Origin of the sequence: Flavobacterium piscinae (genome assembly GCF_004122145.1) — a bacterium.
Classification (GTDB): Bacteria; Bacteroidota; Bacteroidia; order Flavobacteriales; family Flavobacteriaceae; genus Flavobacterium; species Flavobacterium piscinae.
In genome coordinates, this window is record NZ_SBKQ01000006.1 from 77015 (window position 1) to 92137 (window position 15123).

The 15123-nt window shown below is 34.4% G+C and carries 15 protein-coding genes; 5 read left to right on the forward strand and 10 right to left on the reverse strand.

Translation table 11 applies throughout. The features are described from left to right. Positions 1–42: 42 nt before the first annotated feature. The 5 genes from ychF to EQG68_RS07010 all read left to right on the forward strand — a co-directional run bounded on the left by ychF (position 43) and on the right by EQG68_RS07010 (position 8612). On the forward strand, positions 43–1137 hold the full coding sequence (gene ychF / locus EQG68_RS06990) for a redox-regulated ATPase YchF (protein ID WP_129464078.1): 1095 nt from the start codon (positions 43–45) through the stop codon (positions 1135–1137). A gap of 113 nt (positions 1138–1250) precedes the next feature. After that, complete coding sequence (locus EQG68_RS06995) at positions 1251–2393, forward strand: FIST signal transduction protein (RefSeq protein WP_129464079.1); 1143 nt, start codon at positions 1251–1253, stop codon at positions 2391–2393. Positions 2394–2443: 50 nt separating this feature from the next. After that, positions 2444–3916, forward strand: a complete 1473-nt coding sequence (locus EQG68_RS07000) for an ATP-binding protein (protein WP_222845204.1) — start codon at positions 2444–2446, stop codon at positions 3914–3916. A gap of 103 nt (positions 3917–4019) precedes the next feature. Continuing rightward, a complete protein-coding gene (locus EQG68_RS07005) occupies positions 4020–5876 on the forward strand; it encodes a DNA topoisomerase IV subunit B (RefSeq protein ID WP_129464081.1) in 1857 nt (618 codons plus the stop codon). Between the two features lie 33 nt (positions 5877–5909). Next, the gene (locus tag EQG68_RS07010; protein WP_164975411.1) at positions 5910–8612 is read left to right on the forward strand and encodes a DNA gyrase/topoisomerase IV subunit A; all 2703 of its coding nucleotides are present in this window, start codon (positions 5910–5912) and stop codon (positions 8610–8612) included. 80 nt (positions 8613–8692) lie between these two features. On the opposite strand, the gene EQG68_RS07015 is transcribed toward EQG68_RS07010, so the two are convergent. The 10 genes from EQG68_RS07015 to EQG68_RS07060 all read right to left on the reverse strand — a co-directional run bounded on the left by EQG68_RS07015 (position 8693) and on the right by EQG68_RS07060 (position 15118). Beyond that, positions 8693–9262 (reverse strand): hypothetical protein, encoded by a 570-nt coding sequence (locus EQG68_RS07015; RefSeq protein WP_129464082.1) that lies wholly within the window; start codon positions 9260–9262, stop codon positions 8693–8695. Further along, positions 9259–9744, reverse strand: a complete 486-nt coding sequence (locus EQG68_RS07020; protein WP_129464083.1) for an RNA polymerase sigma factor — start codon at positions 9742–9744, stop codon at positions 9259–9261. Before EQG68_RS07020 ends, EQG68_RS07015 begins: the two co-directional genes overlap by 4 nt. A gap of 1 nt (position 9745) precedes the next feature. Then, positions 9746–10582: an alpha/beta fold hydrolase gene (locus EQG68_RS07025; protein WP_129464084.1), complete on the reverse strand. Its 837-nt coding sequence runs from the start codon at positions 10580–10582 to the stop codon at positions 9746–9748. 76 nt (positions 10583–10658) lie between these two features. Continuing rightward, positions 10659–11432 (reverse strand): TerC family protein, encoded by a 774-nt coding sequence (locus EQG68_RS07030; RefSeq protein ID WP_129464085.1) that lies wholly within the window; start codon positions 11430–11432, stop codon positions 10659–10661. A 34-nt stretch (positions 11433–11466) separates the two neighbouring features. Then, a complete protein-coding gene (locus EQG68_RS07035) occupies positions 11467–11835 on the reverse strand; it encodes a DNA topoisomerase IV (RefSeq protein ID WP_129464086.1) in 369 nt (122 codons plus the stop codon). Beyond that, the gene (locus EQG68_RS07040) at positions 11832–12407 is read right to left on the reverse strand and encodes a DUF1572 family protein (RefSeq protein WP_129464087.1); all 576 of its coding nucleotides are present in this window, start codon (positions 12405–12407) and stop codon (positions 11832–11834) included. Before EQG68_RS07040 ends, EQG68_RS07035 begins: the two co-directional genes overlap by 4 nt. Beyond that, positions 12391–12618: a DUF6095 family protein gene (locus EQG68_RS07045; protein WP_129464088.1), complete on the reverse strand. Its 228-nt coding sequence runs from the start codon at positions 12616–12618 to the stop codon at positions 12391–12393. Before EQG68_RS07045 ends, EQG68_RS07040 begins: the two co-directional genes overlap by 17 nt. A 34-nt stretch (positions 12619–12652) precedes the next feature. Beyond that, on the reverse strand, positions 12653–13468 hold the full coding sequence (murQ, locus tag EQG68_RS07050; protein WP_129464089.1) for an N-acetylmuramic acid 6-phosphate etherase: 816 nt from the start codon (positions 13466–13468) through the stop codon (positions 12653–12655). A 154-nt stretch (positions 13469–13622) separates the two neighbouring features. Beyond that, the gene (locus EQG68_RS07055) at positions 13623–14354 is read right to left on the reverse strand and encodes a ZIP family metal transporter (RefSeq protein WP_129464090.1); all 732 of its coding nucleotides are present in this window, start codon (positions 14352–14354) and stop codon (positions 13623–13625) included. Continuing rightward, positions 14354–15118, reverse strand: coding sequence for a class I SAM-dependent methyltransferase (locus EQG68_RS07060; RefSeq protein ID WP_129464091.1), 765 nt, complete (start codon positions 15116–15118; stop codon positions 14354–14356). Before EQG68_RS07060 ends, EQG68_RS07055 begins: the two co-directional genes overlap by 1 nt. Positions 15119–15123 lie beyond the last annotated feature (5 nt).

The following is a 15123-nucleotide window of genomic DNA, read 5'->3' on the forward strand; positions in this document are numbered from 1 at the left end:
ACCCGTTTAAAAACGATTACCCTTTAACCCATTACCTAAAAGATGAAAGCAGGAATTGTAGGATTACCTAATGTTGGAAAATCAACCCTTTTTAATTGTTTGTCAAATGCAAAAGCCCAGAGTGCCAACTTTCCGTTTTGCACGATTGAACCCAATATTGGTGTGGTAAACGTTCCTGATCCGCGAATTGCTCGATTGGAGGAATTGGTCAAACCGGAACGTGTTCAAATGGCAACAGTTGATATTGTGGACATTGCCGGATTGGTAAAAGGAGCCAGCAAAGGCGAAGGTTTAGGAAATCAGTTTTTAGGCAATATCAGAGAATGTAATGCCATTATTCACGTCTTGCGATGTTTCGACAATGATAATATTGTGCATGTGGATGGAAATGTAAACCCAATTCGCGACAAAGAAACGATCGATATCGAATTGCAATTAAAAGATTTAGAAACCGTTGAAAAAAGGTTAGAAAAAGTAAATCGTGCTGCCAAAACCGGCAACAAAGAGGCCCAAGTGGAACAAGCCTTATTGAATCGAATTAAAGACGCTTTGTTGCAAGCCAAATCGGCTCGTACAGTTATTCCTCAAAACCAAGATGAAGAAGAATTGTTTGAAAGTTTTCAACTTATTACAGCTAAACCTGTTTTGTATGTATGTAATGTAGACGAAGCTTCAGCCGTAAACGGAAATAAATATGTAGACCAAGTTCGCGAATTAGTAAAAGATGAACAAGCCGAAGTCATCGTACTTTCAGTAGGAGCAGAGGCGGATATTACCGAATTAGAAAGCTATGAAGAACGCCAAATGTTTTTGCAGGATATGGGCTTAACCGAGCCGGGTTCTGCCGTTTTAATTCGTGCCGCTTATAAATTATTAAACTTGCAAACGTATTTCACTGCCGGTGTAAAAGAAGTGCGTGCTTGGACCATCAACATTGGTGATACCGCACCAAAAGCAGCGGGAGTTATTCATACCGATTTTGAAAAAGGCTTCATTCGTGCAGAAGTAATTGCGTTTGAAGATTATTCCAATTACGGTTCAGAAGCCAAGGTAAAAGAAGCCGGAAAACTTCGTGTAGAAGGAAAAGAATATATAGTAAAAGATGGCGATGTAATGCATTTCCGTTTTAATGTATAATAATAAAAAATAAACAATCAAACGAATAGCCTGTAAAGAATTTTACAGGTTTTTTTGTTTTTATTAATTTTTTTTTTTCATTAATTTATATCCCCTAAATTTATGTTGCAACTATGGAATTTCAACAACTACTTTATGATGGTATAAAACAGAGCCAAGAACTGATTACTTCAAATGCTTTTGATCCTATTAAAACAAATTTGGTTTTAGCTTTTGGGCAAAGAACTTTATTAGAAAAAATAACGCCCTATTCAAGTATTAGAAAATTATACCCAACTGCTGAAATTATCATTTGTTCTTCATCGGGTCAAATTTCGAATCAATGTACTGTAGCCGACGAAGTAGTTATTACTGCAATTAACTTTGAGAAAACTCTCATCAAAACCGTTAGTGTTGATATATTTTCAAATGACAGCATTGTTCAATTAGGAGAAAATATTAAAAATACGTTACTGCAAGACAATTTAAAATCTATTTTGATATTGTCTGAAGGAACTTATATTAACGGAACAGAACTTATCAACGAATTAATACAACAAACTGAATCTAAAATTCCTATATATGGGGGTTTAGCCGGAGATGAATTTAGTTTTGAAAAAACTATTGTTGGATTAAATGCTGATGCAACATCGGGTAAAATAGTCGTAGTAGGATTTTATGGTGAGCACATTCATTTTGGGTATAGTACCAGAGGAGGTTGGAGTGATTTTGGACCACAACGTGAAGTGACTGTTTCTGACAAAAATGTTTTATACAAGATCGGAGATCGGTATGCACTAGATTTATATAAAGAATATTTAGGGAAATATGCAGATGAACTTCCCGGTTCCTCTTTATATTTTCCACTATCGATGAAGGAAACAGAAAATTCACCTTCTGTTGTCAGAACAATTTTATCTATTGATGAGGAAAAAAAATCCATGACATTTGCAGGAAATATACCTGAGGGTTCATATGTTAGATTATTAAAAGGAAATATTGATAAACTCATTGATGCTTCCTCTTCTGCTGCACATGATATTCAAAAAAAGACAAACCAAGAAAATCAACTGGTATTACTTATTAGTTGTGTAGGAAGAAGAATTGTATTAGGAGATAGGGTGGAAGAAGAGCTCGAAGTGGTTAGAGAAGTTTTTGGAAACAATTCCTTGCTTTGTGGTTTTTATTCTTATGGGGAGATTTCCCCTTTAATGAATGATTTAGCTTGTGAATTACATAATCAAACGATGACCATTACGACAATTTTTGAAGAATAATGAGGCTAACAAATTTACACAGGCATCTTAATAGACAAATAGAAAAATATTTGTCTGAAAATGAAATACATAATAATCCGAAACTTTCAGCTTTTATTGAGGTAATAAATCAAACGTATTTAAATTATGATAAAGAAGTAGAACTTTCAGAACAATCAGCTCGATTAAATGATAAAGAATATTCTGAAATAAATAAAAAACTAAAAGAAGAACTAAAGAAAAAGGAACTTTTTCAAGCAAAAATCATTGAAGCTATCAAACAACTCAATGAGGATGATAATGAACTTGACGAACAAGTTGGATTATTAGATTTAATTAAAATTCTGAATCGAGAAATTGAAATAAAAAAAGAGTACCAATTAAAATTAAACCTGGCAAAAGAGATAGCAGAAAAAGCAAATGATGCTAAGTCTGAGTTTTTATCAATCATGAGTCATGAAATACGAACTCCTCTTAACGCAATTATTGGTTTGGTCTATATCATGGAAAAAGAAAACTCTTTAGAAAGTTTTCATGAAAATATTGAAGTTTTAAAACACTCTGCACAAAATTTATTTCTGTTGATAAATGATATTCTGGATTTTAATAAAATCGAAGCCGGAAAAGTTGATATCGAAAAAATACCATTTGATTTTAAAGAACTTATCAATCAAATTGCAAAGTCACTCCAAGTTAAAGCAGCAGAAAATTTAAATACAATTCAAATAAATTTTGATCCTGATTTTCAACCTAATTTAATTAGTGATCCTTTACGAATTAATCAAATTATCACCAATTTAGTTTCTAATGCAATTAAGTTTACGAAAGAAGGAACTATTACTATAACGGTTAATCAAATCTCACTAATTAATGACATTTCCACTTTTAAAGTGGAAGTAAAAGATACCGGTATCGGTATTGATAAAGAAAATTTTCAGCATATATTTCAGAAATTTTCTCAAGCCGAGACAAAAACTTACAGACAATTTGGAGGAACAGGATTAGGTTTAGTGATAACTAAAAAGTTACTTAACTTATTAGATTCTGATATTCAATTTGAAAGTGAAATCGGTGTTGGAACAAAATTCTATTTTACAATTAGTCTTCCCGTAAACAAACACTTTGATACAGTTGTTACGGATGATTTGCAAGAAGACTATAAAGAACAAAATTTGCAAGGAATGCGGGTCTTATTAGTGGAAGATAATTTGATTAACATTAAAATCGCTCAAAAAATAATGGGACAATGGAATGTAGAAGTTGACTTAGCAGAAAATGGACTTGTTGGCGTGGAAAAATACAAAACAAATTACTACGATTTGGTGTTAATGGATTTATCAATGCCGGTAATGGATGGTTATGAAGCCACTTCAATCATTAGAAGAGATGATAAATTAATTCCAATTATAGCATTAACAGCTTCTGCCTCTTTTGGATATTTGGATAGAGCTTTACAAATTGGTATAAACGAATATATTATCAAACCTTTTAATCCAAAAGAATTAAACATGAAGTTAAAAAAATATTACCATCCTATTTTATAGTTTTTTTCTTCGGTTGTCAATATGTTTCTTAATAACTTTAAATCATATTACTTTTAAAATTTTGCTTTAACCGTTATATTAGCAGAAAATCCATAATTCCGCTATGTCAGAGCAAAATCAATATACTGAAGACAATATCCGTTCCCTCGATTGGAAAGAACACATCCGAATGCGACCCGGTATGTATATCGGAAAATTGGGAGATGGTTCGTCTCCCGATGATGGTATCTATATTTTGTTGAAAGAAACGTTAGATAACTGTATCGACGAATACGTGATGGGAGCAGGAAAAACGATCGAAGTAACCATTAAAGACAAGTTAGTAACCGTGCGAGATTACGGTCGTGGTATACCGTTAGGAAAAGTAGTGGATGTTGTTTCAAAAATGAATACCGGAGGTAAATACGATTCCAAAGCCTTCAAAAAATCAGTTGGTTTGAATGGGGTTGGAACAAAAGCCGTAAATGCATTGTCTAATTATTTTCGAGTAGAATCGGTTCGTGACAATCAACAAAAAGCGGCTGAATTTTCTGCCGGAAATTTAACGTTGGAAGAAGATATTCAGGAAACAACTAAACGTCGTGGTACCAAAGTTGCTTTTATTGCGGATGAAACGATTTTTAAAAATTACAAATACCGTAATGAGTATATTATCAAAATGCTCAAAAATTATTGTTACCTCAATACGGGATTAACAATTTATTACAATGGCGAAAAATTTTATTCTGAAAACGGTTTAAAAGATTTATTAGAAGAAAATATTACCGAAGAAGATATGATTTATCCAATCATTCATCTTTCGGGTGACGATATTGAAATTGCCCTGACTCACAGTAAATCACAATACTCTGAGGAATACCATTCGTTCGTAAACGGACAAAATACCACACAAGGAGGAACGCATTTGAATGCATTTCGTGAGTCGATTGTAAAAACCGTACGTGAGTTTTATAAAAAAGATTTTGATCCTTCAGATATCAGAAAATCAATTGTTTCAGCTATTGCAGTGAAAGTAGAAGAACCGGTTTTTGAAAGCCAAACCAAAACCAAATTAGGCTCAACTGATATCGGTCCGAGTGGGCCAACCGTACGAACGTTTATCAACGATTTTGTTTCCAAAAAACTCGATAACTTTTTACACAAAAATCCGGAAGTAGCTGATGCATTGTTACGTAAAATTCTTCAAGCAGAAAGAGAACGTAAAGAGCTTTCCGGTATACGAAAATTAGCCAAAGACCGAGCCAAGAAAGCGAGTTTACATAACAAAAAGTTACGCGATTGCCGAGTACATTTAACCGATGCCAAAAATCCTAGAAGTTTAGAAAGTACGCTTTTTATCACCGAGGGAGATTCGGCTTCGGGTTCGATTACAAAATCACGTGATGTAAATACACAAGCCGTGTTTAGTTTACGTGGAAAGCCATTGAATTCGTATGGAATGACTAAAAAAATCGTTTACGAAAACGAAGAATTCAATTTATTGCAAGCCGCTTTAGATATTGAAGAATCAATGGAAGATTTACGTTACAACAACATCGTAATCGCTACGGATGCCGATGTGGACGGTATGCACATTCGCTTGTTGTTGATTACGTTTTTCTTGCAGTTTTTCCCTGAATTGATTAAAGACGGACATTTGTATATTTTGCAAACACCGTTGTTCCGTGTACGAAATAAAAAGGAAACCATTTATTGTTATTCCGAACAAGAACGAGTAGATGCTATTGAAAAATTAAAACCAAAACCGGAAATCACTCGATTCAAAGGATTGGGAGAAATTTCACCCGACGAATTCAAGAATTTTATTGGCGAAAGCATTCGATTGGACCCGGTAATGTTGGATAAAGCCACGTCCATCGAAACCTTGTTGGAATTTTATATGGGTAAAAATACGCCGGATAGACAAGAGTTTATTATTAATAATTTGAAGGTGGAGTTGGATACGATTGAAAAAAATTAGGTCTAAAAATAAAATGAATAAAGTTCATCATCAATGATAAACGAAGACGAAGAAAACATCATCCCTGACGATGAAAACGACGAACTAAACGAGTTAAGCCATGGACAAGGTTTCGACGATGTTCGTATGTCCGGTGGAAAGCATTTTTACGAAAACGATGAAAACCCCGAAGACACCATCACCAAAGTAACCGGAATGTACAAGGATTGGTTTCTCGATTATGCATCCTATGTCATTTTGGAGCGTGCTGTTCCGGCTATTGAAGACGGATTCAAACCCGTACAACGCAGAATTATGCATTCAATGAAAGAACTCGATGACGGTCGTTACAATAAAGTAGCGAACATCGTCGGGCACACGATGCAATATCATCCGCACGGCGATGCCAGTATTGGTGATGCAATGGTGCAAATCGGTCAGAAAGATTTGCTCATCGATATGCAAGGAAACTGGGGAAATATATTAACCGGTGACAGTGCCGCTGCTTCCCGTTACATCGAAGCCCGAATTTCTAAATTGGGTCACGATATTTTATATTCTCCAAAAATCACGGAATGGGGAATGTCGTATGACGGTCGTCGTGCGGAACCCATTAATCTTCCTGTGAAATTCCCACTATTGTTAGCTCAAGGTGCGGAAGGAATTGCCGTTGGGCTTTCCACAAAAGTATTACCACACAATTTCAATGAGTTAATTGATTGTTCGATTAAGGTTTTGAAAAACAAACCGTTTACTTTATTTCCTGATTTTCCAACGGCCGGAATCGCTGATGTTTCCAACTACAACGATGGAATGCGAGGCGGACGTGTGCGTGTGCGTGCAAAAATTTCGCAATTGGACAAACAAACGTTGGTGATTACGCAAATTCCGTTTTCAACCTATACAGGAACGCTGATTGACAGTATCTTGAAAGCCAACGAAAAAGGAAAAATTAAGGTCAAAAAAATAGAAGACAATACCGCTGCCGAAGTTGAAATTTTAATTCATCTTCCGCCGGGCGTTTCTCCGGATAAAACGATTGATGCGTTGTATGCTTTCACGGCTTGTGAAACTTCGGTAGCTCCGCTGGGATGTGTGATTGAAAACCATAAACCATTGTTTATCGGGGTTTCGGATATGTTGAAAATTTCAACCCATCGAACAGTTGATTTGCTAAAACGAGAGTTGGAAATTCAATTGGATGAATTGGAAAACAAATGGCATTTTTCAACCTTGGAAAAAATCTTCATTCGGGAAGAAATGTACATTGATTTTAAATTGTACAGCGATAGAGAATCATTATATACTTATATGTATGATCGTTTTGAACCATTTAAAAAGCAATTGGTTAGAGAGATTAATGATGACGACTTACAAAAGTTGACTCAAATTCCAATGATTCGTATCACGCGATTTGATTCTGATAAAGCGGATGATGCCATTGCAAAGTTGGAAGCCGAAATGGAACAAGTGAAACATCATTTGGATCATATTATTGATTTTGCGATTGATTTCTTCTTAAAATTAAAAGACAAATACGGAAAAGGCAGAGAGCGTCAAACGGAATTACGAAGTTTTGATACCATCGAAGCGACCAAAGTGGTTTTGCGAAATACTAAATTATACGTCAACCGAGAAGAAGGTTTTATGGGAACCGGCCTCAAAAAAGACGAATATGTGGCCGATTGTTCCGATATTGATGATGTAATTGTTTTTCTCCGTGACGGAAAAATGATGGTGACAAAAGTGGATGACAAAAAATTCATCGGTAAAGACATTATTCACATTGCCATTTTTGATAAGAACGACAAGCGAACCATCTATAATATGATTTATCGCGATGGAAAAAATGGTTCTACGTTTATCAAACGATTCAATGTTTCCGGTGTAACGAGAGATAAATTTTATGACTTAACGCAGGAAAAAGCAGGTTCAATGGTTTCCTATTTTTCGGCAAATCCGAATGGAGAAGCAGAAGTGGTAACCGTTCTACTACGTCAAGTGGGAAGTATCAAAAAGTTGAAATGGGATGTTGATTTTGCGGATATTGCGATAAAAGGAAGAGCATCCCGCGGAAATACAGTTACCAAATACCCAATAAAAAAAATCGAGTTAAAAGAGAAAGGAATATCTACTTTACGACCACGAAAAATTTGGTTTGATGATACCGTTCAACGTCTGAATGTAGATGGAAGAGGGGAGTTGTTGGGTGAATTTCGTCCGAATGACCGGATTTTAATCATCAATCAAACCGGAAAATTAAAAACGATCATTCCTGAATTAACCACACATTTTGATGAAGACATGGTGGTCTTGGAAAAATGGCATCCAAAGAAACCTATTTCAGCCATTTATTATGATGGAGAAAAAGATCGCTATTTTGTAAAACGATTTCTGGTAGAAAATGAAAATAAAGAGGAAACCTTTATAACCGAACATGAAAAATCGCAATTAGAAATTGTTTCCACCGATTGGCGTCCCGTAGCAGAAGTTATTTTTGCTAAAGTAAAAGGAAATCAAAAAGAAAACCAAACCGTTGATATCGAGCAGTTTATTGCTGTAAAAGGAATAAAAGCTCTTGGAAATCAATTAACAACGGATAAAATCAAACAAATCAATCTGTTAGAACCTTTACCCTTTGAAGAACCGGAAGAAGAAGCACCGGAGGAAATGGAAGTTTCGGGCGAAGACAATGTTTCTGATGATATTCAAACGGAATTGGATGATGATGGACAGATAACGTTGAGTTTGGAGTAAATTTTAACCGCAAAGTTCGCAAAGGGGATGTGAAATCCTCTTTGCGAACTTTTTTAAAACTTAGCGAGCTTTGCGGTTTCTTAGTTAATTCCTTTCAAAAACTCAATCAGTTTTAATTCTTTTCTAATTTGTTTGATTAAAAAATAGCCAAACACAAAGAAAAAACCATAACCACTCACTAAACAATATAGATAAAATCCGTTACTGAAATTCGCTTTAAAAGTCGGTAAAAGCATTGTAAAACCAACAAAATAGCTAATGTAAATAATTGGTGTTAGAATCAGATGAATCTTTTTACGGCCTTCATAAAATGTTTTTATTTTTTGAGAATAGTCAGTCAATGATAAATCCGGTTTTATGCTTTTTAATTTTACAGAACTGTTAATTTCCAAAACAATTCTAACAATCAACATGACAATCATTATACACAAACCAATGGTGAGTGAATTGAATTGATGTGAATTTGTCCAAAAAAAGTAAAACAATAAAATGAAAACGGTTACCGAAATAATTCCGATGGTCCAATAATGATTGCGTTTTAAGGTTTTGGTTTGCTCTTGTGCTTTAGCAATTAAATCTGATGCATTTTGCTTTGGTTTGGTATCCGATTGTAAATTCCAAATTTCTTGTATAGTATTAAATTCTGTCATTTTTGTACACATTGGGTTAAACTTTTTTTAATGCGATGAATTCGTACTCGAAGCGTTTCTTCGGTCAAACCCACCACTTGAGCAATTTCGTTGTATTCCATTCCTTCCAAAACCATCAGAATAATCATTTTTCCCATTTCATCCAGTTTTTGAATACAAGCATACATTTTGCTTACTTTTTCTTCGATTTCATGAGAATAATTTTCGTTTGCTACGTTTGGAAATTGCTCTGAACGAATTTCTTTTTTAGTTGATTTCTTTCGTAAATAAATCAAACAGGTATTTACAGTTATTCTGAAAATCCACGTACCAATAGTAGATTCATTTCTAAACGAATCCAAATGCTCCCAAACTTTAATAAAAACTTCTTGGGATGCATCGGCAGCCAAATCAGCATCACCATTGAAATATCCTTTGCATAATCGCAAAACTTTGGGATAATGTGTTTGAAATAATTCGTTAAATAGGGCTTGCTTTTCCAAATTAATTCAAATTATCTATTATGTTATTACGAAACCATTCCGGTTGGTCATACATCACAAAGTGAGCAGCGTTTTCGGCATAATAAATCTTTACAGAAGGTAATTTTTCGAATTGTGCTTGGTACGTTTTTTCAACCGTTGTTTTATCCGGAAAAGTAGCAGCCAAGATGACAACCGGAATTTTTATTTTGGCAATTTCTTCTCTTAAATCTAAATTGAGCATATCAATATAACCATTCACATACGTTTTTCGATCAGCTTTGTTCATCATTTCTAAAATAGTTGGATGCTTTTCTTTGTTTTTGCACATGAACTGAACTTGTTGAGCATTCATTCCTTTAAAAGCAGCATCATCCATTTGTAACATCATTTTACTTTGCGGATTATCGTACGGAATTTTTTCACAATTATAATTTGGAATCATCAAAGCGGCAGAGCAGGGAAGGGCATCAACGGCAATCACTTTTTTAAATAAATCAGATTCAGTAGCGGCCAACCAATAACTCAACGTACCACCCAAACTATGTCCAATTAAAGTAGGTTTATTGATTTTGTTTGACTTAGTGTAAGCAATAATTTCTTCTTTGATTGTGGAAAACCAAGGTGTTTTGATCGGAGCCACATCGCCAAATCCGGCAAAAGTAAAAATGTGGCATTCGTGGGTTTTGGAAAGTTCGGAAACCGTTTCATTCCATAATTCGCCGGTGCAACCAAATCCCGGAAATAAATAAACAGGCTCTCCTTTTCCTTTAACAAATACGTCAAATGATTTTTGAGCATAAAGGGAAGTTACAATTGAACTTACCAGTGATAAAATAAAAAATGTAACAGTTTTCATGGTTCGTGATTATTAAAATTTTCCTTTTGATTCATCACGATGAAAATTGTTACATCTTTTTTTAATTTTTTTATGATTACCCGTTTTTCTTTCGCATTTTCATATTAATAAATTCCACTGCCAGTGAAAACGCAATAGCAAAATAAAGGTAACCTTTGGGTACTGCACCTACATGCTGACCTGCCAATGTTGCGTTAGACAAGTGCATGCTTTCGGTTATCAACATAAATCCAATTAAAATTAAGAAAGCCAATCCTAGGATTTGAATGGAAGGATTTGCGTTGACGAAATACCCAACCGGAACTGCAAAAAGCATCATTACTCCAACGGAAATCACTACTGCTGTAACCATGATATACAAGGCTCCTTCAATTCCATTGGTCATTCCAACGGCTGTTAAAATACTATCCACCGAGAAAATTAAATCAATCAATAGGATTTGAAAAATTACATTTCCAAACGATTTGGCGGCAGATGTTTTTAAGTCTTTTTCTTCTTCTCCTTTATGATCTACTTTTTCGTGAATTTCTTTGGTACTTTTATAAATTAGAAACAATCCTCCTAAAAACAAAACCATTGCTTGTCCGGTAAAGCTACCGCTGAACCAACCCCAATCAATAGTGAACCAAGGAGCTTTCATGGCAATTAAGATGGTAATACCGAAAAGCAAGGCAATCCGCATGAACATAGCTAAAAACAAACCAATTCGAGTGGCTTTTTTTCTCTTTTCCTGAGGAAGTTTACCGGTAACAATGGAGATAAAAATGATATTGTCAATTCCTAGTACAATTTCAAGAAAAGTTAAAGTCAAAAGGGCAATCCACGCATCGGGATTAGCAAATACTTCCATAAAAGTTAGTTTGATTAATGATAATTATACGTAATTAATTCACTTTTGTTACAATGCCTTTTTGTTTGGTGGATTCACCAACAAAAGAATATTCAAAAGTATAGTTTTTATCCTTAGTGGTTAAGATTTTCATATGAATCGCCTTTTTTTCTTTCCTATTTTTAGGATGAAGTTTTTGTAAAACCAATTCACAATCGTTGATCCAACGAACAGATGAAGTATCTGTTTTTCCGCGGAAAGTTTCTATTTGTAACGTATCATTTCGTTCAAAAACGGATATTTCTTTTTTTCCATCAATTTCAAGTTCAAATTGAAATTTCCCGGTTTTAAAATCGGAGCAATTGCGTTCTTGTTGATAGCAGGAAATGAATAGTAAACTTAGAATGGGGAGAATTTTTTTCATTGCCATTTTTTTAATTCATCATCAGTGAAATTCTTAATGCTTTTTTCTTGAGAAAATTTATCTGCATTATAAATGTTCGATTTATTTTTAGGAATGGATAAACTTTGCCATTCCGTTTTCTTTATCATCTTGGCATAAAAAACAATTTGACCTATGTGATAAGGATAATGAGCTAATTGTCTATTAATAGCTTCTAAAACGGTGTGGCCCTCGTTTCGAATGTAGATAATTTCGTCCAATTGGTGAGGTTGTAAATTATTTAAAGCTTCAAATAAACAGTGCCATCCTTTTTCCCAATGAGCTAAAAGTTCCGTTTTTGTTTTGAGTATTTCTTCGAATTCAGCATCACGATTTCGCCATTCTTTTTCGCCGTCGGTGGTTAAAAAGTCTGTCCATCGCGAAAGCATATTTCCTACCAAGTGGTTAACTATAACCGCAATAGAATTTGTGTCTTCATTTACCGAAATAAAAAGTTGCTCCGGTTCCAATTGCTCAAAAGCCTTTTCTCCCAACGTTTTATAGTAGAGAAATTGTTTTTTGACACTTTCAAGGTAATTAGTTTTCATTTCCATCAAATAAACTTTTCATGATAATTTTTATTCCTTTAAACATAAATGATACTGCAGTAATACAGATAAAAATACCAACTCCTAAAACCAGATAATGCCAATTGGTATGTTTATTCATAAAAGCATTATGAATGAGAATTGGTCCTAAAAACATCAGTGGTATTGCTCCAATGCTATATTTTAATCCTTTGAAGAGGAGTTCTTTATTGTTCATTTTTCTACTATTTTTTACTGTTTACTGAGACTGCTCACTGCGACTGATAACTCTCTACCGCTTTCCGCACACTACCAAATTTCTCCAATAAAACGCCTGCTTCTTCATAGCTCACCGGAATTTCACTCATAATCATACGAATGCCTCGATCTACTAATTTGTTGTTGCTCAATTGCATGTCCACCATTTTGTTGCCTTTTACTTTTCCGAGTTGAATCATCGTAGCCGTTGAAATCATATTCAAAACTAACTTTTGAGCAGTGCCGGCTTTCATGCGTGAACTTCCGGTGACAAATTCCGGTCCAACCACCACTTCAATTGGAAATTGAGAGACTTTTGAAAGCGGACTTCCCTCGTTGCAAGTAATACATCCTGTCGGAATGTTATGCTGATTGCACTTTTCCAAACCACCAATGACATAAGGCGTCGTTCCGGAAGCAGCAATGCCAATGACAAAATCATTTTGATTAATGTTGAATTCCAATAAATCTTTCCAAGCTTGTTCCATATCATCCTCGGCAAATTCAACTGCTTTTCGGATGGCTTTGTCGCCACCGGCAATAATTCCCACGACCAAATCAAAAGAAACTCCAAACGTTGGTGGGCATTCCGAAGCATCTACAACACCTAATCTACCAGAAGTTCCGGCTCCAATGTAAAAAAGTCTTCCGCCATTTTTTAATTGACTGACTACTTTTTCAACTGTTTTTTCAATTTTTGGCAATGCTTTTTCAACTGCTAAAGGAACCGTTTTGTCTTCATTATTGATGTTTTGTAATAATTCGGAAACCGACATCTTTTCAAGATGTTTGTAGTTAGAGGATTGTTCCGTGGTTTTGGTAAAAGACATGGTTTTAATTTTCACTCAAAGATAAGTGAAATTAAGATTCTCGCAAAGTCGCAAAGACGCAAAAAAAAGTTAATAAATACATTTGAATTTTGTCATTGCAATTGACTTTTGCTATTGAATTTGATTTTTGTCATTGCAATTGAATTTTGCAATTCTAATGCGAATGTCCCATTTCAATTACATATGCCAATAAAAATCCAAGAATGATAGCCGTAATTTTTGCCAAATTGAATTTATGACCCTCATTACTTTCAAAAATAATGGTCGAAGAAATATGGAATAAAATACCTACCACAATAGCTGAAATTTCTTTAGCATAGTGTTGAGCAAAATGCAATTGTTCCGCTAACAAAGTTCCAAGAGGAGTCATTAACGCAAATGAAAACATAAAAGCAAAAACCATCCATTTATTCATTTTGGCATTCACAAAAAACAGCGTTAAAATAATCGCAATAGGGAAGTGGTGCACCGCAATTCCATAAGCTAAATTGGTGTTTTCATGAATAGGAAAACCTTCTAACAAGGCATGAATACACAAACTAATGAATAAAAGCCACGGAATTTGATGCACTTCATTATTTTCGTCAGTATGCACATGAACGTGACCGTGTTCGGCACCTTTAGAGAAAAATTCTAAAATGATTTGGAATAAAATTCCAATCATAATAAAAACACCAACCGGAAGTATTGAGTGCACATGTTCTCCCTCATGCACATGATGTGAATCTTCAAATAACTCAGGTAACAAATGCAAAACCGTCAGCGAAAGCAAAAAAGCTCCACTAAACGCCAATAATAATTTGATGTTTTTTTTCTTCTGCGGTTTTAAAAATAAGGCGATTAAAAAACCTAAAATGACAGCTGCAAAAGTGATGATATACTGCATTATTTGAAAATCAAAATTAAACGTTCAGATTGTGATTTGTAGAATTTTCGGAGTTTGTAATCCCCAAAAACATCCAATAAAAAAATTCCGGCTTCTTCCATCATTTTTTCAAAATCCGATAAACGAAGAGCTTGTACTTTTTCAGTAAAATGAAAATTCTCACCTTTATCCGAAAATGAAATTTCTTTGTAAATGTGATTGTCTTTTTCGTATCGTTTGATATGAAAATCGATGCCATCCACTGTTTTCGTTTCTTCGGGAATCAGATTTTCCAATATAAAATCTACATTCATAAAATCAATCACCGCAAAACCATATTCAGATAAGCTGTCGCGAATGGCTTTTAAAGTGGTTAAATTATCGGCGTCATCTTCAAAATAACCAAAACTGGTGAACAAATTAAAAATAGCATCAAACTTTTCATCAAATTTAATTCGCATATCATGAACCACAAAATGCAATTTTTCATTCGAAAATTTTGAAGCTTCATTAATACTGTTTTCAGACAAATCAGCTCCCGTAACTTCATAACCCAATTGATTCAAATAAATGGAATGACGACCTTTACCACAGGCTAAGTCTAAAATTTTGGCATCTTCCGGTAAATTTAAATAGTGGGTTAAATTATCCATAAAAAGCTGAGCTTCTGCATAATCTCTGTCTTTGTAAAGAATATGATAATAAGGCGTGTCAAACCAAGCGGCATACCATTTATCCAATTTGGAAGATGGATTTTCTATTTTAGGATGTTTTGAATCTGACATTAATT